At 70.6% G+C, this 17,583-nt stretch carries 19 protein-coding genes; 7 read left to right on the top strand and 12 right to left on the bottom strand.

Features of this window, described 5'->3' with window-relative positions; all coding sequences use genetic code 11:
- The coding region (locus ACFE86_RS07455; RefSeq protein ID WP_375454694.1) for an acetyl-CoA carboxylase biotin carboxylase subunit at positions 1-1,178 on the top strand (1,178 nt) is incomplete at its 5' end.
- 25 nt (positions 1,179-1,203) lie between these two features.
- Positions 1,204-2,361, top strand: coding sequence for an acetyl-CoA C-acyltransferase (locus ACFE86_RS07450; RefSeq protein WP_375454693.1), 1,158 nt, complete (start codon positions 1,204-1,206; stop codon positions 2,359-2,361).
- Between the two features lie 267 nt (positions 2,362-2,628).
- On the opposite strand, the gene msrA is transcribed toward ACFE86_RS07450, so the two are convergent.
- Both msrA and ACFE86_RS07440 read right to left on the bottom strand, forming a co-directional pair.
- The gene (gene msrA / locus ACFE86_RS07445) at positions 2,629-3,285 is read right to left on the bottom strand and encodes a peptide-methionine (S)-S-oxide reductase MsrA (protein WP_375454692.1); all 657 of its coding nucleotides are present in this window, start codon (positions 3,283-3,285) and stop codon (positions 2,629-2,631) included.
- Positions 3,286-3,367: 82 nt separating this feature from the next.
- Positions 3,368-3,688, bottom strand: coding sequence for a PetM family of cytochrome b6f complex subunit 7 (locus ACFE86_RS07440; RefSeq protein WP_375454691.1), 321 nt, complete (start codon positions 3,686-3,688; stop codon positions 3,368-3,370).
- 207 nt (positions 3,689-3,895) lie between these two features.
- Here ACFE86_RS07440 and ACFE86_RS07435 point away from each other — a divergent pair, with 207 nt between their 5' ends.
- Positions 3,896-4,543 (top strand): HAD family hydrolase, encoded by a 648-nt coding sequence (locus ACFE86_RS07435; protein ID WP_375454697.1) that lies wholly within the window; start codon positions 3,896-3,898, stop codon positions 4,541-4,543.
- Between the two features lie 369 nt (positions 4,544-4,912).
- Positions 4,913-5,236, top strand: coding sequence for a hypothetical protein (locus tag ACFE86_RS07430; RefSeq protein ID WP_375454690.1), 324 nt, complete (start codon positions 4,913-4,915; stop codon positions 5,234-5,236).
- Between the two features lie 80 nt (positions 5,237-5,316).
- On the opposite strand, the gene ACFE86_RS07425 is transcribed toward ACFE86_RS07430, so the two are convergent.
- The 3 genes from ACFE86_RS07425 to argH form a co-directional block, all read right to left on the bottom strand.
- The gene (locus ACFE86_RS07425; RefSeq protein WP_375454689.1) at positions 5,317-5,991 is read right to left on the bottom strand and encodes an invasion associated locus b family protein; all 675 of its coding nucleotides are present in this window, start codon (positions 5,989-5,991) and stop codon (positions 5,317-5,319) included.
- Positions 5,992-6,172: 181 nt separating this feature from the next.
- Positions 6,173-6,460 (bottom strand): hypothetical protein, encoded by a 288-nt coding sequence (locus ACFE86_RS07420; RefSeq protein WP_375454688.1) that lies wholly within the window; start codon positions 6,458-6,460, stop codon positions 6,173-6,175.
- 115 nt (positions 6,461-6,575) lie between these two features.
- Complete coding sequence (argH, locus tag ACFE86_RS07415) at positions 6,576-7,967, bottom strand: argininosuccinate lyase (protein WP_375454687.1); 1,392 nt, start codon at positions 7,965-7,967, stop codon at positions 6,576-6,578.
- Positions 7,968-8,009: 42 nt separating this feature from the next.
- Between argH and ACFE86_RS07410 the strand changes: the two genes are divergently transcribed.
- Positions 8,010-8,690, top strand: coding sequence for a TlpA family protein disulfide reductase (locus ACFE86_RS07410; protein ID WP_375454696.1), 681 nt, complete (start codon positions 8,010-8,012; stop codon positions 8,688-8,690).
- Positions 8,691-8,781: 91 nt separating this feature from the next.
- Here the strand turns inward: ACFE86_RS07410 and ACFE86_RS07405 are convergent, their stop codons facing one another.
- Positions 8,782-9,555: a hypothetical protein gene (locus tag ACFE86_RS07405; protein ID WP_375454686.1), complete on the bottom strand. Its 774-nt coding sequence runs from the start codon at positions 9,553-9,555 to the stop codon at positions 8,782-8,784.
- A gap of 35 nt (positions 9,556-9,590) precedes the next feature.
- Positions 9,591-10,901: an MFS transporter gene (locus tag ACFE86_RS07400; protein WP_375454685.1), complete on the bottom strand. Its 1,311-nt coding sequence runs from the start codon at positions 10,899-10,901 to the stop codon at positions 9,591-9,593.
- A gap of 145 nt (positions 10,902-11,046) precedes the next feature.
- Here ACFE86_RS07400 and nhaA point away from each other — a divergent pair, with 145 nt between their 5' ends.
- Both nhaA and ACFE86_RS07390 read left to right on the top strand, forming a co-directional pair.
- Entirely contained in the window at positions 11,047-12,213 is a 1,167-nt protein-coding gene (nhaA, locus tag ACFE86_RS07395; RefSeq protein ID WP_375454684.1) for a Na+/H+ antiporter NhaA, read from the top strand.
- A 577-nt stretch (positions 12,214-12,790) separates the two neighbouring features.
- The gene (locus ACFE86_RS07390) at positions 12,791-12,952 is read left to right on the top strand and encodes a hypothetical protein (protein WP_375454683.1); all 162 of its coding nucleotides are present in this window, start codon (positions 12,791-12,793) and stop codon (positions 12,950-12,952) included.
- A 22-nt stretch (positions 12,953-12,974) separates the two neighbouring features.
- Here the strand turns inward: ACFE86_RS07390 and ACFE86_RS07385 are convergent, their stop codons facing one another.
- Genes ACFE86_RS07385 through coxB form a run of 5 tightly spaced genes read right to left on the bottom strand, consistent with a single transcriptional unit; the run spans position 12,975 to position 17,581 of the window.
- Positions 12,975-13,922, bottom strand: coding sequence for a metallophosphoesterase family protein (locus ACFE86_RS07385; RefSeq protein WP_375454682.1), 948 nt, complete (start codon positions 13,920-13,922; stop codon positions 12,975-12,977).
- A 28-nt stretch (positions 13,923-13,950) separates the two neighbouring features.
- Positions 13,951-14,262 (bottom strand): oxidase, encoded by a 312-nt coding sequence (locus tag ACFE86_RS07380; RefSeq protein WP_375454681.1) that lies wholly within the window; start codon positions 14,260-14,262, stop codon positions 13,951-13,953.
- Positions 14,263-14,269: 7 nt separating this feature from the next.
- Complete coding sequence (locus tag ACFE86_RS07375) at positions 14,270-14,929, bottom strand: cytochrome c oxidase subunit 3 (RefSeq protein ID WP_375454680.1); 660 nt, start codon at positions 14,927-14,929, stop codon at positions 14,270-14,272.
- A gap of 7 nt (positions 14,930-14,936) precedes the next feature.
- Positions 14,937-16,616 (bottom strand): cbb3-type cytochrome c oxidase subunit I, encoded by a 1,680-nt coding sequence (locus ACFE86_RS07370; protein ID WP_375454679.1) that lies wholly within the window; start codon positions 16,614-16,616, stop codon positions 14,937-14,939.
- Positions 16,613-17,581, bottom strand: a complete 969-nt coding sequence (coxB, locus tag ACFE86_RS07365; RefSeq protein WP_375454678.1) for a cytochrome c oxidase subunit II — start codon at positions 17,579-17,581, stop codon at positions 16,613-16,615. Before coxB ends, ACFE86_RS07370 begins: the two co-directional genes overlap by 4 nt.
- Between the last annotated feature and the right edge of the window lie 2 nt (positions 17,582-17,583).

Here is a 17,583-nt window from a genome sequence, read left to right as displayed (position 1 = left end):
GCTACCTCAACATCCCCTCGATCATCGCCGCCTGCGAGATCACCGGCGCCGACGCGGTCCATCCCGGCTACGGCTTCCTCTCGGAGAACGCGCGGTTTGCCGAGGTGCTGGCCCACCACGCGATCGGCTTCATCGGCCCCAAGGCCGAGCACATCCGCATCATGGGCGACAAGATCGAGGCCAAGCGCACGGCCAAGCGCCTCGGCATCCCCTGCGTGCCGGGCTCGGAGGGCGGGATCGAGGACGCGGACGAGGCCAGGCGCGTCGCCGCCGGGATCGGCTACCCGGTGCTGGTCAAGGCCGCCGCGGGCGGGGGCGGGCGCGGCATGAAGGTCGCGCGCTCGGAAGGCGAACTGGAACAGGCGCTGGGCATGGCCCGCTCCGAGGCCAGGGCCGCCTTCGGCGATGACGCGGTCTACCTGGAGAAGTACCTGGAGAAGCCGCGCCACATCGAGGTCCAGGTGCTCGGCGACGGGCGGGGCAACGCGGTGCACCTGGCCGAGCGCGACTGCTCGCTCCAGCGCCGCCACCAGAAGGTCTGGGAGGAGGGCGGCTCGCCGGCGCTCAACGATGCGATGCGGGCCGAGATCGGCGGCATCTGCGCCGACGCGATGCGCAGCCTCGGCTATCTCGGCGCCGGCACCGTCGAGTTCCTGTACGAGGACGGGCGGTTCTACTTCATCGAGATGAACACGCGCATCCAGGTGGAGCACCCCGTCACCGAGATGATCACCGGCATCGACCTGGTGATCGAGCAGATCCGGGTGGCGGCCGGCGGCGCGCTCTCGGTGGCGCAGGGCGACATCCGGGTCGAGGGCCACGCCATCGAGTGCCGGATCAACGCCGAGCACCCGGCGACCTTCCGGCCCTCGCCCGGCCTGATCACCTACTACCACCCGCCGGGGGGCTTGGGCGTCCGCGTCGATTCCGCCGCCTTCCAGGGTTACCGGGTGCCGCCGCACTACGATTCGCTGATCGGCAAGCTCATCGTCCACGGCCGCACCCGCAACGAGTGCCTGATGCGCCTGCGCCGGGCGCTCGACGAGTTCGTCATCGACGGGGTCGACACCACGCTGCCGCTGTTCCGCACGCTGGTGCGCAACGCCGACGTGCAGAACGGCCTCTACGACATCCACTGGCTGGAGCAGTTCCTGGAGGCCGGGGGGCTGGCCGCCTGAGCCGCGGCGTCAACGGGAGAGCGCGATGTCCGATCCGATCGTCGTCGCGGGCGCGGCGCGCACGCCGATGGGTGCGTTCCAGGGCGAGCTGAGCGGCTTCTCCGCGCCGCAACTCGGGTCCGTGGCGATCCGCGCCGCGGTGGAGCGGGCGGGGCTGCCGGGCGATGCGGTGTCCGAGGTGGTGATGGGCTGCGTGCTGCCCGCGGGCCTCGGCCAGGCGCCCGCCCGGCAGGCGGCGCTCGGCGCCGGCCTCTCCGAGGCGACCCCGTGCGCGACCCTCAACAAGGTCTGCGGCTCGGGGATGAAGGCGATCATGCTCGGGCACGACATGATCGCCGCCGGCTCGGCGGAGGTCGTCGTCGCGGGCGGCATGGAATCGATGTCGAACGCCCCCTACCTCCTCGACAAGGCGCGCGCCGGCCAGCGCCTCGGCCACGGGCGCCTGCTCGACCACATGTTCCTCGACGGCCTGGAGGACGCCTACGACCGCGGCCGCCTGATGGGGAGTTTTGCGGACGACACCGCGCAGCACTACCGTTTTTCGCGCGAGGCCCAGGATGCCTACGCCCTGGAATCGCTCGACCGCGCGAAGCGGGCGACGGAGGCGGGCGCCTTCGCCGGGGAGATCGTGCCGGTGGGGGACGTCCGCCGCGACGAGGGCCCGCGCAGGGCCCGGCCCGACAAGGTCCCGACCCTGAAGCCCGCCTTCCGCCCCGACGGCACGGTGACGGCGGCCAACGCCTCCTCGATCTCCGACGGCGCGGCGGCGCTGGTGCTGATGCGCCGCTCGCGGGCCGAGCGCGGCGCCGTGCCCCTCGGAGTGATCTGCGGACATGCCAGCCACGCCGCCGCGCCGGCCTGGTTCTCGACCGCGCCGGTCGGGGCTATCGCCAAGCTTCTCGACAAGGTCGGCTGGCGCGCGGGCGAGGTCGACCTCTACGAGATCAACGAGGCTTTCGCGGTGGTCGCCATGGCGGCGATGCGCGACCTCGGCCTGCCGCACGAACGCGTCAACGTCCACGGCGGCGCCTGCGCGCTCGGCCACCCGATCGGCGCCTCGGGGGCGCGGATCGTGGTGACGCTGCTCGCGGCGCTCGCCCGCACCGGTGGCCGCCGGGGCATCGCGGCTTTGTGCATCGGCGGCGGCGAGGCGACGGCGATCGCCGTTGAGCGGCTGTCCTGATACCGCGACGCGTCCTTCCCCCTCCCCTCTGCGGGAGAGGGGAGCGACGGAGCCGGAAGCCTCGCTCCCCTCTCCCGCCCCTCGCTCACGCGAGGGCCACCCTCCCCCGCAGCGGGGGGAGGGAGGGCGCAGTGGCCGACTTGCGCGCTGTGTGAATCCGGTAGCCTGCGAAGGGGGAGGGACGGCGCAGACCGCACGAGCGGCGGCGCGCGTCCAGGCCTGCCCGACGGCCGATCGCCGACGCCCGTTGCCGGGAAAGCCCGCGGATCAGGCCGCCACGCCCGTGCCGATCGGGCAGGACACGCCGGTGCCGCCGAGGCCGCAATAGCCCGCTGGGTTCTTGGCGAGGTACTGCTGGTGGTAGCCTTCCGCGAAGTAGAAGGTCTGGCCTGTCACGATCTCCGTGGTGATGTCCGGAAAGCCCTTCGCCTTCAGCGCGCCGGCATAGGCCGCGCGCACCGCCTTTGCAGTGGCCTCCTGCCTGGGATCGGTGAGATAGATGCCGGAGCGGTACTGCGTGCCGACGTCGTTGCCCTGGCGGAAGCCCTGCGTCGGGTCGTGGCTCTCGAAGAAGGTCCTCAGCACCGCGTCCAGCGGGAGGATTTTGGGATCGAAGGCCACGAGCACCACCTCGTTGTGGCCGGTGCGGCCCGAGCAGACCTCCTCGTAGGTCGGGTTCGGGGTGTGGCCGCCGGCGTAGCCCACCGCCGTGACGAACACGCCGTCGGGCAATTGCCAGAACTTGCGCTCGGCGCCCCAGAAGCAGCCGAAGCCGAGTACGATCGTCTCGGTGCCCTCGGGATAGGGGCCTTTCAGCGGGCGGCCGTTGACGAAGTGGGTCTCGGCGGTCGGCAGCGGGGTCGGCCGGCCGGGGAGGGCGTCGGCGGCCTCGGGCATCTCGGCGCGCTTGCGGAACGGGAACATCGGGCGTCCTTCGCAGATCGGTTCTTCGTGACGCCCTCATATGGGGTGCGCGGGCGCGTTCATGAAGCGGCCGGCCTCGCCCTCACGAGCGCGTCAGGAAGCCGATCGGCTCGCGGGCCGGCTGGCCGAGCCAGAGCAGGGCCGTGCCGAGGCCGAGGCCGAGAGCCGAGGCCGGCGCGAGCGTCAGCGGCAGCACGGCTAAGTTCCACAGCCACGGCGCGATGCCCTCGATCGCGCCCTGCAGCGCGCTCGCCCTGTCCTTGAACAACGTGAATAGCAACTCGCTCAGCGCCGTGATCCGCAAGCCGTTGTTGGCGACCGAGCGGGCGCCATCGTAGACCAGCGCCACGAAGCCGCCGGCGAGCAGCACGAAGCCGAGGAAGCGGCACAGGAAACGGAACATCGCGGGTCTCGGGAGCGCGCTCGGGGCCGGTCCGGGTGGCGTACGAGCCTCGTCCCCACCGCGCAAGCGGTTGCCGCCCCCGGCCGCCCCGTGCCACAGGATCGGCCCCGGCGGCAGGACGCGACCCCGTTGAACACCAGCGACGAAGCGCGCGCGGCGCGGCCCGACCGAGCGCCGCGGCCCGACCGAGCGGCGCGGCCGGATCTGGTGATCTTCGATTGCGACGGCGTGCTGATCGACAGCGAGCCGCTCAGCCTCGCCTGCCTCACCGCCGGGCTCAACCGGATCGGCGTGGCGATCGACGTGGAGACGGTGCGGGCGCGCTTCGCCGGCACGTCCATGGCCTCGATCATGGGCCATGTTGCGCGCGACTACGGGATCGCTGCGCCCGCGGGCTTCGTCGAGGCGGTGAAGGCCGAGACGCTGCGGGTGTTCGACGCCGAGCTGCGCGCCATGCCCGGCATCGCCGCGGCGGTGGCCGCGCTGCGCGTGGCGACCTGCGTCGCGTCGAGCAGCGACCCGGTGCGGCTCCGCCATTCGCTCGGCCTCACCGGGCTGCTGCCGCTGTTTGCGGGCCGGATCTTCTCGTCCGCCGCGGTCGCCCGCGGAAAGCCGTTCCCCGACCTGTTCCTGCACGCCGCCGCGCGGATGGGATTTCCGCCCGGCGCGTGCGTGGTGATCGAGGACAGCGTGCCGGGCGTCACGGCTGCGGCTGCGGCCGGCATGCGCGTCCTCGGCTTCACCGGCGGCGGCCATTGGCGCCACGACCGCGCCGGCGCGGACCTGCTCGCGGCCGGCGCCGCGCGGGTGTTCCGCGACCACCGCGACCTCGCCGCGATGCTCGCAGGGGGCTGAGGCGAGATCCGCCTGTCTTTTCGGGCCGCGGCGCAATCGTCCTGCCCGAAAGCCACCGAAAAACGAAACCGCATTCCGTTGACGCCGCGGCGCCGGAATCGCATCCTGACCGGGTCGGGCGATGGACAGCATCGCCGGCCGCGGTGATTTGAAGACCATCGCTTGCGCCGCGTCATCAAACGCTAAAGCACTGCGGGACCCTGCCGCCCCGCGGTCCTTCATCGTCAGGAGGACTTGTCATGACCCGGCCCCATCGCCTCCCGACGCTCGCGAAGCTCCGCGGTCGCTGTCGAGGCTGACGCACGCGCCCAGACCGACTCAACCGCCATGCACGGCCGGACGGGATTCCGGCCACGGGAGCGTCTTGCCATGCCTCAGCTTCATCCGACCGCGCGCGCCGCCGGGCCGCACCACGATCCCTTCGTCGATCACCTGACGGAGCGCGCCCGCAACCGGCTCCACGCGGAGCCGCCGCCGACGCGGATCATCGAGATCGGCGAGATCGCCGCCGGCATCGCCGTGCCGGAGCACGGCGGCGTGCGCTTCTTCTCGTCGGACCGCGCCTTCGACGGCCTCGACGGCACCGTCTTCCGCAGCACCGAGCAGGCGGCACGCGCCGCCCGCGACCGCTTCCGGGCGCTCACGCAGCCGGTGACGGGGCGGAACGGAGGGCGTCGGTTGCGGGTGGTGTGAGACCCGTCCGGGTTTCGGGCGGGGGTACGTCTCCCGCCCGGACCGGTGCCCGGCGCCGGTACCAACTTGCACGAACCCGCCTACCTGCACTCCTCGCGGGTGCGCTTCATCGCCTCCCCGAAGCCGGCGAGCGCGTACTCGTCGCTGGTGGGATTGCCGCGCAGCGACGTTGTCTTGACCACGAGCTTGGGCACGCGCCCGCCCATCTCGGTGACGACGCGGGCCTCCTCGGCCGGGTTCTGGAGCCAGGCGTTGCCGTCCTTGACGACGAGGCCGTAGCGGACCGTACCGAGCACCAGGGTCGGGTCGGTGGGGGCGGCCGGCGCACCGGGCTTGGCCTGCGCCGCCGCCGGCTTCGAGGGGAAGCCCAGCATCACCGCCACCTCGTTCTGGACGTTCTCGCCCCTGCGCACGGTGACGAACAGGTAGGCAGTGTCGCGCTTGAGCGAACTCGGGCTGCGCGTCTGCGGCTGCGCGATGGCGTAGCACAGGCGGGTCTTGCCCTGGCCGCTCGAGAACACGTTCCAGTCGCCGAAGATCGCCACCGGCGTCGCCTGCTGCATGCCGGGCGGCGTGACCGCCTGCTTGGTCCGCTCGCGCGGCGCGCGGCGGCGGCGGCCCGGAGCCGCGGGCGCCGCCTCGGCGTCCTGGGCGAGGGCGGCGGCGGCGGAGAGCCCGAGGCCGGCGCCCGCGACGGCGACCGGGCCGACGAGGGCGAGGGCTCCGACCGGGAGCAGGCAGAGGAGACGGCGCATCGTCACTTCCCGAAGGCTTCAGCGTGCGATCGGCCGCGTATGCGCCGGACGCGTGGCGAGAGCTTGGCAGGACGCGCGGCGTCCGGCCCGGAAAGTCATGAAGCTTGGGCGTCGGTTCGGCAAGGCGCTGGAAAAAACGCGGGGCGAGACGCGGGAGCGGAACCGCTCGCCGGCCGCCCGGTCAGACAGCGTGGAACTCGGCGAGAGCTTGCGGCACCATCGCGGCGACCGGTAGGGGCGGCGTCGCCTCGGGCTCGGCGAGCACGATCGTCAGGGGTGCCGAGGCGGATGCCGGGGCCGGACGGGTGCGCGGCGGGTCGTTGTAGGGGGTGTTGTAACCCTTGCGCACCGCGGCCCAGTAGGCGTCGCGGGAGAGCCCGGACCCGGAGAGCGCCGCATCGATCATCGCGGCCGCGGTGGCGGCGAGCGCCGACGTCTCCTCGGGCAGGGTCCGGCTGTCGATGGGCATGCTGCGGTCTCCGATGCGCTCGCGCCGGGGGTTATAGCAACGCTTACCTCGCTGCACCCTGAACGCGCCACGGTGCCGTTCGGTTGCTCTGCACCATTTTCAGGCAAGGGGCATTTTAGGCAAGGGGCGTGCCGAGGCGCGCGATCCAGCCCTGCGCCTGCGCCCGCACGTTGTCGGGTGCCGTGCCGCCGAAGCTGACCCGGCTCGCCACCGAATTCTCGACGCCGAGCACCGCGTAGACCGCGTCCGTGATCCGCGGCTCGGTCTCCCGCATCTCGGCGAGCGGCAAGTCCTCCAGCCCGACCCCCTTGGCCGCAGCCAAGCCGACGAGGCGGCCGGTGACGTGGTGGGCCTGCCGGAAGGGAAGCCCGAGTTCGCGCACGAGCCAGTCGGCCAGGTCCGTGGCGGTCGCGTATCCCGAGCCCGCGGCCTTCGCGAGCACCATTGGCACGGGTTCGAGGTCGCGGACCATGCCGGTCATCGCGGCGATGCACAGGGAGAGCGCCTGGAGCGCGTCGAAGGTGCCCTCCTTGTCCTCCTGCATGTCCTTGGAATAGGCCAGCGGCAGGCCCTTCATCACCATCAGCAGGCCCATCAGCGCGCCGACGATCCGGCCGGATTTGGCCCGCACCAGCTCCGCCGCGTCGGGGTTGCGCTTCTGCGGCATGATCGACGAGCCGGTGGTGTAGCCGTCCGACAGTTTTACGAAGTTGAACTGGGCGGATGTCCAGACCACCAGCTCCTCTGCAAAGCGCGAGAGGTGGATCGCGCAGATCGAGGCGGCGGCGAGCGATTCCAGCGCGAAGTCGCGGTCGGCCACCGAATCGAGCGAGTTCGCGGTCGGCCGGTCGAAGCCGAGCGCGGCGGCCGTGGCGTGCCGGTCGATCGGGAAGGAGGTGCCGGCGAGCGCGGCGGCGCCGAGCGGGCACTCGTTGAGGCGCGCGCGCGCGTCGCGGAACCGGCCGCGGTCGCGCGCCAGCATCTCAACATAGGCGAGGCAATGGTGCCCGAAGGTGACGGGCTGGGCCGATTGCAGGTGGGTGAAGCCCGGCATCACCGTGCCGGCGTGCGCCAGCGCCGTCTCGGCCAGCGCCCGCTGCAGGTCGGCCGCCTGGGCGTCCAGCGAATCGAGGGTGTCGCGCACCCACAACTTCATGTCGGTGGCGACCTGGTCGTTGCGCGAGCGCGCAGTGTGGAGGCGGCCCGCCGCCGGCCCGACGATCTCGGTGAGCCGATTCTCCACGGCCATGTGGATGTCTTCGAGCTCGCGCCTGAACACGAAGGCGCCGGACGCGATCTCGTCCCGCACGGCCTTGAGCCCGGCCTCGATCGCCGCCACATCGGGGGCCGGCAGGATGCCCCTCGCCCCAAGCATCGCCACGTGCGCCAGCGAGCCGCGGATGTCCTGGGGCGCGAGGCGCTTGTCGAACCCGATGGAGGCGTTGATCTCCTCCATGATCTCGGCGGGGCCGCTCGCGAAGCGCCCGCCCCACATCCGGTTGCTCATGTCCACACCGATCCTTCCGCTCGCACAGGCCACGCAACGATGATGCCCGGGCGCCTCGTGGGGGCGGCCATCGGCGCCGGCCTCGCCGCCGCGCTGGCCGCAGGGCTTGGCCTATACGGGTTTGGCCCATCAGGGTTTGGCCCATCAGGGCTTGGCCTATACGGGACCGGCACGGGTAGCGGCAACGGGGCGGACCCCTGCGCCGGCTCCGCCCCGGCGCTCGCCCGGATCGACGCCGCCGCCCGCGGCGACGTCGCGGCGATGCAGGCCGCGGAAAAGCCGCGGCCTGCGCCGGAGATCGCGTTCAAGGGGCCGGGCGGGGCGGACGTGCGGCTTTCCGACTTCCGCGGGCGCCTCGTGCTCCTGAACCTCTGGGCGACGTGGTGCGCGCCGTGCAAGGCCGAGATGCCGGCCCTCGACCGGCTCGAAGGCGCGCTCGGGGGCCGTGACTTTTCCGTCGTCGCGATCAACCTCGACACGCGCAGCATCGACCGGCCGCCGGTCTGGATGGCCGAGAACGGGGTCACGCGGCTCGCCTACTACGCCGATCCCGGCGGGCGCGTGCTCCCGGCGGTGCAGCGCGACACCGGCTCGCCCGGCCTGCCGACGACGCTGCTGATCGACTCCGCCGGCTGCACGATCGGCGTGATGAAGGGCCCGGCCGCGTGGTCGGGCCCGGACGGATTGAGGCTGATCCGGGCCGCGTTGGCTGCGCCATCTTAGGAGCCGTCCCCGACCACGTCGGAGGGGACGCCACCGGCCGCCGTAACGCCTTTGCCTGACGATCGACCGTCGGACAGCCGCCCGCGCGTCGTTACAGCGAGTCGCGGGTGTTGACCTTCGTCGACGGGTCGAGGCTCGGCGGCTCGATGAGAACGCGACCGCTCGCCGTCGCAGGCTTCTTCGTCTTGCCGTAGGCTTGCACGCAATCGGCCAGGACGGTCGCGATGTCGTTCGCCTTCTCGTCAAAATAAGCCTGCGTGTTGCTGACATTGCCTTCGGGAATCATGAGCATGCGATTCGAGTTCACGAACGATTTCAGAAATCGCTTTTCATCAATTTGAGGAATTACGATCGTATTCTTGTTGATCAGTTTGTATTCGATCGCCCCTCCGTCGACCACACCTCCTTGTTGATCGTAGAAATTTATTCGCAGCGAGTACGTCTTCATTTTCTCGTCATTGATCCGATTCCAGCCCATGGTCTGGTGCCAGATGTAAAATTCGCTGCTTTTGAGGTCCTTGACCAGCTCGATCCTGGAACCATCCTTCCAATACTTCCAGGCAAGGCATACGTCATTGCGCTCACGATTCGGATAAGAAATACCCTGAACCGTCCAATTGTCCGTTACCTTGCGTTCGTATTCTTTGACGCTCTCGATCTTTCGCTCCTCGGCAATGGATGGCTGCGTCACCGCGGTGGCGATCAGGGCGAACGACAATGCGTATCGGTGGGACATGGCGATCACGATCCGGAAGTGCGTGTTGCTGATCGTCATGAGGTAAGACAGTTCAGCGCGTGCATCTGTGCTGCCGAGCACATCGAATACTCGGACACGATGCGCGCCAGCCATCTGATCCCGGCGCACGCGCTCGTCGTCCGGGACGAGAGCACCTTGCGCCCTCACGCCTCGGAATCGGCGTCGAGGTCGCGCCCGCGGGTCTCCGGCATCATCAGGGCGGCGAGCGTCCCGACCGCGCTGAAGGCGACGAGGTAGTAGGCAGGCGCCAGCCTGTCGCCCGAGAGCGCGATCAGCTTGTTGACGACGTAGTTCGTGCTGCCGCCGAAGATCGAGACCGAGAAGGCGTAGACGATCGACAGGCCGGCGCTGCGCACGTTGCGCGGGAGTGACTCCGGGATCGCGACGATGATCGCCGCCGCGTTGATCGAGGACAACGCCGACAGCAGGAAGGTCACGGCGTAGACCGAGAGCGCGGTCGGCGCCTGCGCCAGCCACCAGAAGGCGGGCAGCGCGAGCAAGACGATCGCCGCGCGCGGCCAGATCAGCACCGGGCGCCGGCCGACGCGGTCGGCGAGCCAGCCGCCGGCGAGCGGGAACACCACCGAGGCGAGGCCGAGCGCGATCGGCACCGCGGTCGAGACCGTCTCGGTGAGCCCCAGCGTCGCCTTCGCGTAGACCGGCATGTTGGTGCCGATCGCGTTCGAGACCGTCGAGGCGGCGATGACGAGGAAGGTGAGCAGCAGCAGGCGCCCGTGGTCGCGCACGAGGCGCACGACCACCGCGCCGGTCGAGGGCGCGGCCGCCGGGTCCTCCGCCTCGCCCGCGGTCTCCGGCAGGTGGCTGCGAATGACGAGGCCGACCGGCACGACGCCGATGCCGAGCAGGAACATCACCCGCCAGCCCCAGTCCGCCATCGCCGCCTCGCCGAGGACGAGGGTGAGCGCGGAGGCGATCACGCCGGCAAACAACGCGGCGCAGCCCTGGCTCGCGATCTGCCAACTCGCGACGAAGCCGCGGCGGTCGGGCGGGGCGGCCTCCAGCAGGTAGGCCGTGGACGGCCCGACCTCGCCGCCGAGCGCCAGCCCCTGGATCAGGCGGCCCGCGATGACGATGACCTGCGCCCAGCCCCCCAGCGTTGCATAGGACGGCGCCAGCGCCAGCATCAGCATGCCGACCGCCATCAGCGCGATGGTGATGAGCATCGCCGGCTTGCGGCCCGCTCGGTCGGCGAAGGCGCCGATGACGATGCCGCCGATCGGGCGCATGACGTAGCCAATCCCGAAGAGCGCCAGCGAGGCGAGCAGGCTGTCGGTGGCGTTGTCGGCCGGGAAGAACGCCGCGCCGATCGGCACGGCGAAGAAGGCGTAGAGCGTGAAGTCGTAGAACTCGAGGGCGTTGCCGAGCACCACCGCGCCGACCGCCTTGTGGTCGAGAGCCGGGTGCGCCGTCTGGCCGGTCGTGTCCGAGGGCATCATGGTCCTTCCGTCGCGTCCGGCATAACGGCACCGGCGCCGGATGGGTCCCTGACGCGGCGCCCGTCCGACGGTTTTCTCGATCGCGCCCCGGGCGGCCTGTCCGGGGTTGAACCGCGGCCGGAAGCCGGGCACCCCGTGCGGCATGGCAAGCCCGCGCCCGATCTCCGCCATCCGCGGCCTGCTCGCCAGCGAGGCGGCGGGCGGGATCGTGCTGATGGCGGCGGCGGCGGCCGCGCTGGCCGTGGCCAATACCGGGCTTGGCCGATTCTACGCGGAGGCCCTCCACGCCAAACTCGGGCCGCTGAGCGTCCGGCACTGGATCAACGACGGCCTGATGGCGGTGTTCTTCCTGCTGGTCGGGCTGGAGATCAAGCGGGAGGCGCTCGACGGGCGCCTGCGCACGTGGGCCGACCGGGCGCTGCCGGGCATCGCCGCGCTCGGCGGCATGTTGGTGCCGGCGCTCGTCTACCTCGCCCTCAACGCGGGTGCGGGGACGGCGCGGGGCTGGGCGATCCCGGCGGCCACCGACATCGCCTTCGCCCTCGGCGTGCTGGCGCTGCTCGGCCGCCGCGTGCCGGTGTCGCTGAAGATCTTCCTCAGCGCGGTGGCGATCGTCGACGACCTCGGCGCGGTGGTGATCATCGCGCTGTTCTACACCGGCGGCCTCGACCTGCCGATGCTGGGCTGCGCCGCGCTCACCCTGGCGCTGCTGGCCGGGCTGAACCGCGCGGGCGTCGTGCGGCTCGCCCCCTACCTGCTCCTCGGCCTCGTCCTGTGGGTGTTCGTGCTGCGCTCGGGCATCCACGCCACGGTCGCCGGCGTGCTGCTCGCCCTGACCATCCCGATCCGGGTCGGCAAGGCGCGGGCGACCTCGCCGCTCCACCGGCTGGAGCACGCGCTCAACACGGTCGTCGCGCTCGCGATCGTGCCGGTCTTCGGCTTCGCCAACGCCGGCGTGCGGCTCGTCGGCCTCCCGCCCGCGGCGCTCGTCGACCCGGTGACGCTGGGCGTCGCGCTCGGCCTGTTCCTCGGCAAGCCGCTGGGCGTGTTCGCAAGCGTGTGGCTCGCGATCCGCGCGGGGCTGGCGCGCCGGCCGTCCGGGGCGGGCTGGGCGCAGCTTGGCGGCGTCGCGCAGCTCTGCGGGATCGGCTTCACCATGAGCCTGTTCCTCGGGGGCCTCGCCTTCGCGGACGCGGCGCACGAGACCGCGGTGAAGCTCGGCGTGCTCGCCGGCTCGCTGCTCTCGGGGCTGGCAGGCGCAGCGGTGCTGATCCTCGCCCCGAGGCGGGATCGGCCGCCGCGTGGCTGAAGTTCCGGCGGCCGAAGACCCGAGGGAATCACCCGCGCGGATACCCCGTGAGAATCCCCCTTGCCAGCGCGTGCCGGGCGGGTCTAGCCTCGTCTCCCGGCGATGCAGTCCCTTCTCGCGGGGCCGGCGACGCCGGATCGGCGAAGAGGAGGTCTGCCATGCATGCACGCCCCGCCCACGTCCATTCCGGCCACACCGATGCCGGCGACCAGGACGATCCGCCGAGCCTCGACCGACAGGGATAGAGGCTTTCGGGAGGGCAGCGGGCGCCCGACCCCGCGGTTGGATCGCGCCGCGGGACGAGCCCCGGAAACGCCACCCTCGAACCCGAGAAGCATGGCCCCTGCCACCGGCCCGTCGGCGAAAGCCGCCGGGCTTTTTCGTTGCATCGTCCGGAGCGATGGAGCCGGCCCATGCGCACGAGACCGCATGCAAAATTACTTACGTATCCGGCCCCGCCACCCCTTGCGCGGATCGTCCGAAGCGGTAACGTCGCAGTCGCCGAATGGTTTGAGGAATCGGCGCGAAAGAGGATTGACGGCAAACGATCGCTCGAAATCAGCACAGGATGCCCCCCATGTCCGAGACGATTCGCGTCAAGCCCACCCAGGACGGCACCTACACTGTGTATCGCGGGTCGATCGCTCTGATCTCCGGCCTCACCCGCCTGCAGGCGGAGCGTTACGAGGCCGGCATCGGGAGCCGACAGCGCACCGGACTCCGCGCCGCCGGCGCCTGACACGCCCGCCGAGCCTTCGGCCTCAGCCCAGGGCGAGCGGGCCGAGGTCGGCGACGGTCCCGTCCGCTCCGATCCCGCGCTGCGTCGCCGAGACCATGTGTTGGCCGTCCGCCTGGGCGAACGCGTAGAGGATGTAGCCCGCCCGCCTGGCGGCATCCGACCCGGGCCCGCCGCCATGCGCGCCGGGCCGCGCCGAGGCCGAGGCGCCCCCGACCACCGGGATCGGCCGCCCCGCGGGGCCCGGCACGCGGGCGACGCTCGCCACATGGTTGTGCCCGTGCAGGACGAGGTCGGCGCCGACGCGCGCCAGCATCGCGGTGAAGGCTGCGGCGTCGCGCAGGTCGCGGCCCGGGCTCGCCCCGCCGGGATGGGGCGGATGGTGGATCATCACCACGCGGGCGGGCCGCGACGGGTCGGTGGCCAGCGTCCGCAACAGCGACTCCGCCGCCGCGATCTGGCGTGGCCCGAGCCGGCCGGTGGCGACGAACGGCACCGTCGGGATCGCGCTCGACAGGCCGACGAGCGCCAGCGGCCCGCGCCGGCGCAGGTATGGAAACACCCCGCCGAGGCCGGCATCGTCCGCGGTCCAGGCACCGCAGGCCGCGAGCAGCCCCTCCAGCGAGCCGCGGACGTAGGCGTCGTGGTTGCCTGGCACGAAGCTGACGGCGTCCGGGGGCCCGAGCGCCTCCAGGAAGATGCGGGCGGTGTCCCACTCGCTCGGCAGGCCGATGTTGCAGAGGTCGCCGGTGCAGGCGACGTGGTCGGGCGCCTGCGCGCGCAGGTCGGCCACCAGCGCGCCGAGCACCGCCATGTCGTGGCTGCGCGAGCGTCCCCGGCGCCAGTTGGCGTAGCCCGTCGCCCGCTTGCCGAGGAGATGACGCAGGCGGGGCCGCGGCAGCGGGCCGACATGCGGATCGGTGAGGTGGGCGAGGCGGAAGGGCACGGGCTTCGCATCGCGGGTGGGACGCATGGCGTCAAGCGAAGCGGGAGCGGATCGGTCACCGTCCGAGATAATCCGTCAGCGTCATGCCGACCATAATCGCCACCCAGAAGAACCCGAGGCCCGAGAACAGCTTCACCATTGGCGGTTCGTGGCGCACCTCCATCGAGACGAGGAGCACGACCAGCGCCATCGCGGCGGCGACGAGGAGTTCGAGCGCCCAGGCGTGAGCGAACGGCAGCGTGGCGCCGAGCGTCACGTTGACCGCGAGCAGCGCCGTCAGGGCGAGGAAGGTTAGGACCGGCGTGCGCAGGTGCTTCCTCAGCGCGGCGCGCTCGTCGGCGGTGAGGGCCGCGAGGGGATTGCGCATCGCCACCCTACCGGTTGACCACGTAGAGGATCGGGAACGCCATGATCCAGATCAGGTCGATGAAGTGCCAGTACAGGCCGTAGATCTCGATCCAGTTCTGGTGGCGCGACAGGAACCCGTCCTTGGCCGCCATCCAGGTCAGGCCGAGCAGCAGCGCGATGCCGGTCATCAGGTGGAGGCCGTGCACCAGGGTCGCGACGTAGTAGAGGTTGACGAACAGGCGCGAGGCCGGGCTCTCGGCCAGTTCGTAGGGCCGGCCGGCGAGGAACGGCATCATGTGCTCTTCGTAGTCGGCGTAGTATTCGTAGCCCTTCAGCACGAGGAACAGCATGCCGAGCGCGGCAGTCGCCAGCATCGCGCGAACCATCGCCGCCTGCCAGCCCATGCGCGAGAACGCGATCGCCATCGACATCGTCAGGCTGGAGACGAGCAGCACGACGGTGTTGGTGGCGCCGATCCAGAACTTGAGATGGCGCGCGGCCGCGATCGTCGCCTCGGGATGCTGGACCCGGATGATCAGCGCCACGAGGAACAGGGCGGCAAACAGCAGCAGTTCGGTGACGAGCCAGGCCCAGATCCCGAGCGTGGCGGCGTAGCGTTGCTGCGCCACGCTCTCGAAGTGGTGCGCGCGCCTCACCCCGACGCCTTCGGTGAGCCCATCGATCATGGTTGGCTCATCGGTGCTGGCTCCGGCTCTCCTGCTCCTGGATCGGGTAGTCGTAGGGCATGCGCGGGATCGCCGGGATTGCCGTGAAGTTGAGGGTCGGCGGCGGCGAGGCGGTCTCCCATTCGAGCCCCTTCGCGTCCCACGGGTTGGCCGCTGCCCTCTTCCCGAACCACAGGGAATAGACGAGGTAGACCATCGGGAAGATGTAGCCCGCGGCCAGGATCGTCGCGCCGGCCGACGAGAGCACGTTCAGGAGCTGGAATTCCGGCGGATAGGTCGCGTAGCGCCGTGGCATGCCGAGGTAGCCGAGGATGAACTGCGGGAAGAAGGTGAGGTTGAAGCCGACGAAGATCAGCACCGCCGAGGTCCGTCCCCACCCCTCGCTGTACATCCGCCCGGTGAATTTCGGCCACCAGAAGTGCAGCCCGCCGAGGAAGGCGAGCACCGTGCCGCCGACCATGATGTAATGGAAATGCGCCACCACGAAGTAGGTCGCGTGGATGTGCTGGTTGATCGCCAGCGTCGCGAGGTACAGGCCCGTGAGCCCACCGAGCACGAACAGGCCGATATAGCCCATCGCGTAGAGCATCGGCGTGTCGAGCCGGAGCTTGCCCTTATGGATCGTCGCGGTCCAGTTGTAGACCTTCACCGCCGAGGGCACCGCGACGGCAAACGACAGGCCCGAGAAGACGAGCGAGGCGAGGTCGCTCTGCCCGTTGACGAACATGTGGTGCCCCCAGACGAAGAACGTCACCGAGGCGAGCCCGATCGCGGCGTAGGCGACGAAGCGGTAGCCGAAGAGCTTCTTCTGGGCGAATGCCGGGATGATCTCCGAGATCACGCCCATGCCCGGCAGCACCATGATGTAGACCGCCGGGTGCGAGTAGAACCAGAACAGGTGCTGGAACAGCACCGGGTCGCCGCCATAGGCCGGGTCGAACACGCCGATGTGGAAGCCGCGTTCCATGATGAGCAGGATCAGCGCCGTGGTGATCACCGGCGTCGCGAGCAGGAAGATCAGGCTGGTGGCGTAGTGCGTCCACACGAAGATCGGCAGCTTGAACCACGTCATGCCGGGCGCGCGCATGGTGTGGATGGTGACGACGAAGTTCAGTCCCGTCAGGATCGAGGAGAAGCCGACGATCGTGACGCCGATCAAGGCCGGCAGCACCCAGCCGTTCGAGAAGGCGGTCGAGAGCGGGGCGTAGAAGGTCCAGCCGGTGTCGATGCCGCCGAGCACCACCGAGACCATGGTGAACAGCGCGCCGGCCATGAAGATATACCAGCTCGTCAGGTTGAGCTTGGGAAACGCGAGGTCCTTCGCGCCGATCATCAGCGGGATCAGGAAGTTGCCGAAGGTCGCCGGGATCGAGGGGATGAGGAAGAACCACACCATCACCACCCCGTGGATGGTGAACGCCTTGTTGTAGGTGTCGTTGGTCATCACGGCGCCGTTCGGCACGACGAGGGCCAGCCGCACCACGCCGGCGGCCAGCGCGCCGACGATGAAGAACGCGGTGATCGACGCGAGGTAGAGGATCGCGATGCGCTTGTGGTCGGTGGTGAGGAACCACGAGCGCAGGGTCGATTCCGCGTGGAGGTAGTCGGCCGGGCGATCGAGCGTCGCCTCCGGCGCGTGCGGTTCGCGGTCGGCGACCACGCCGTCGAGGGTGCCGGATGCGCTCATCGCGTGGCCTCTCCCAGCCGGGTCTCGCCGGTGCCGGACTTGATGTAATCGACCAGGCGGCCGAGGTCGTCTTCCGGGATCACGCCGGCGAAGCTCGGCATGACCTGCCTGCCGCCGTCGGCCGGCCGGCTGCCGCCGGGGTTGCGGATCTTGTCGCGCAGGTAGTCCTCGTCCGCCGTGATCGTGCGGCCGTCGGCGAGCCTCACCGCGCTGCCGTAGAGACCCGCGAGCTTGGGCGCCTTCACCGGCGATCCCGCATCGTGGCAGCCGCCGCAGCCGTAGGCATCGTAGATCGCCCGGCCTGCCGCGACCTTCGATTGCTGGGCGCCGGAATGGGTGAGCCAGTCCTGGTACTCGCCCTGGCGTAGGATGGTGATGGCGCCGCCCATGACCGAGTGGTCGGTGCCGCAATATTCCGAGCAGTAGAGGTGGAAGGTGCCCGCCTTGTCGGCCTTGAACCACAACTCGGTGTAGCGGTCGGGCAGGGCGGCGACCTGCATGCGCAGAGCCGGCAGGTAGAGGGCGTGGATCACGTCCTGGCTGATGATCCGTATCTTGATCGCTTGGCCCATCGGCACGTGCAGGTCGTTGATCTCGGATTGCCCGGTCGGGTGCTGGAACTTCCACATCCACTGCCGCCCGACCGCCTCGATCACCATCGCGTCCGGGGGCGGATTCTTCGATTCGACGAACAGGCGCGCGCCCCAGACGAAGAAGATCAGGGTGAGCAGGAACGGGATCAGCATCCAACTGATCTCGATCAGGTTCGAGCGGATGCCGCCGGTGCCGCGGTCGGCCTCCTGCCCGTCGCGGTAGCGGATCGCGAACCAAGTGATCGCCAGGAACACCGGCACGGTGAGCATCAGGGTGAGCACCGTGAAGGCGAAGATCAGGTAGTCGGTCTCGACGGCGACGGCGGAGGCCGCGGCCGGCCAGAGTTCCAGGGCCGATGGCTTCGGGGTCATCG

This window comes from uncultured Methylobacterium sp., from assembly GCF_964244095.1.
In the GTDB taxonomy this organism is placed as follows: Bacteria; Pseudomonadota; Alphaproteobacteria; order Rhizobiales; family Beijerinckiaceae; genus Methylobacterium.
Note: the sequence above shows the minus strand (reverse complement) of the source record. Positions and strands in the feature narration are given on the sequence as shown.

Bases quoted from the DNA above. Each gene is read 5' to 3' on its own strand.
- nhaA (WP_375454684.1), top strand. From the start codon at position 11,047: ATGGCAAGCCCGCGCCCGATCTCCGCCATCCGCGGCCTGCTCGCCAGC.
- ACFE86_RS07370 (WP_375454679.1), bottom strand. From the start codon at position 16,616: ATGAGCGCATCCGGCACCCTCGACGGCGTGGTCGCCGACCGCGAACCG.
- ACFE86_RS07400 (WP_375454685.1), bottom strand. From the start codon at position 10,901: ATGCCCTCGGACACGACCGGCCAGACGGCGCACCCGGCTCTCGACCAC.
- ACFE86_RS07375 (WP_375454680.1), bottom strand. From the start codon at position 14,929: ATGATCGATGGGCTCACCGAAGGCGTCGGGGTGAGGCGCGCGCACCAC.
- msrA (WP_375454692.1), bottom strand. From the start codon at position 3,285: ATGTTCCCGTTCCGCAAGCGCGCCGAGATGCCCGAGGCCGCCGACGCC.
- ACFE86_RS07420 (WP_375454688.1), bottom strand. From the start codon at position 6,460: ATGCCCATCGACAGCCGGACCCTGCCCGAGGAGACGTCGGCGCTCGCC.
- ACFE86_RS07410 (WP_375454696.1), top strand. From the start codon at position 8,010: ATGCCCGGGCGCCTCGTGGGGGCGGCCATCGGCGCCGGCCTCGCCGCC.
- ACFE86_RS07450 (WP_375454693.1), top strand. From the start codon at position 1,204: ATGTCCGATCCGATCGTCGTCGCGGGCGCGGCGCGCACGCCGATGGGT.
- argH (WP_375454687.1), bottom strand. From the start codon at position 7,967: ATGAGCAACCGGATGTGGGGCGGGCGCTTCGCGAGCGGCCCCGCCGAG.
- coxB (WP_375454678.1), bottom strand. From the start codon at position 17,581: ATGACCCCGAAGCCATCGGCCCTGGAACTCTGGCCGGCCGCGGCCTCC.
- ACFE86_RS07430 (WP_375454690.1), top strand. From the start codon at position 4,913: ATGCCTCAGCTTCATCCGACCGCGCGCGCCGCCGGGCCGCACCACGAT.
- ACFE86_RS07440 (WP_375454691.1), bottom strand. From the start codon at position 3,688: ATGTTCCGTTTCCTGTGCCGCTTCCTCGGCTTCGTGCTGCTCGCCGGC.
- ACFE86_RS07380 (WP_375454681.1), bottom strand. From the start codon at position 14,262: ATGCGCAATCCCCTCGCGGCCCTCACCGCCGACGAGCGCGCCGCGCTG.
- ACFE86_RS07385 (WP_375454682.1), bottom strand. From the start codon at position 13,922: ATGCGTCCCACCCGCGATGCGAAGCCCGTGCCCTTCCGCCTCGCCCAC.
- ACFE86_RS07425 (WP_375454689.1), bottom strand. From the start codon at position 5,991: ATGCGCCGTCTCCTCTGCCTGCTCCCGGTCGGAGCCCTCGCCCTCGTC.
- ACFE86_RS07390 (WP_375454683.1), top strand. From the start codon at position 12,791: ATGTCCGAGACGATTCGCGTCAAGCCCACCCAGGACGGCACCTACACT.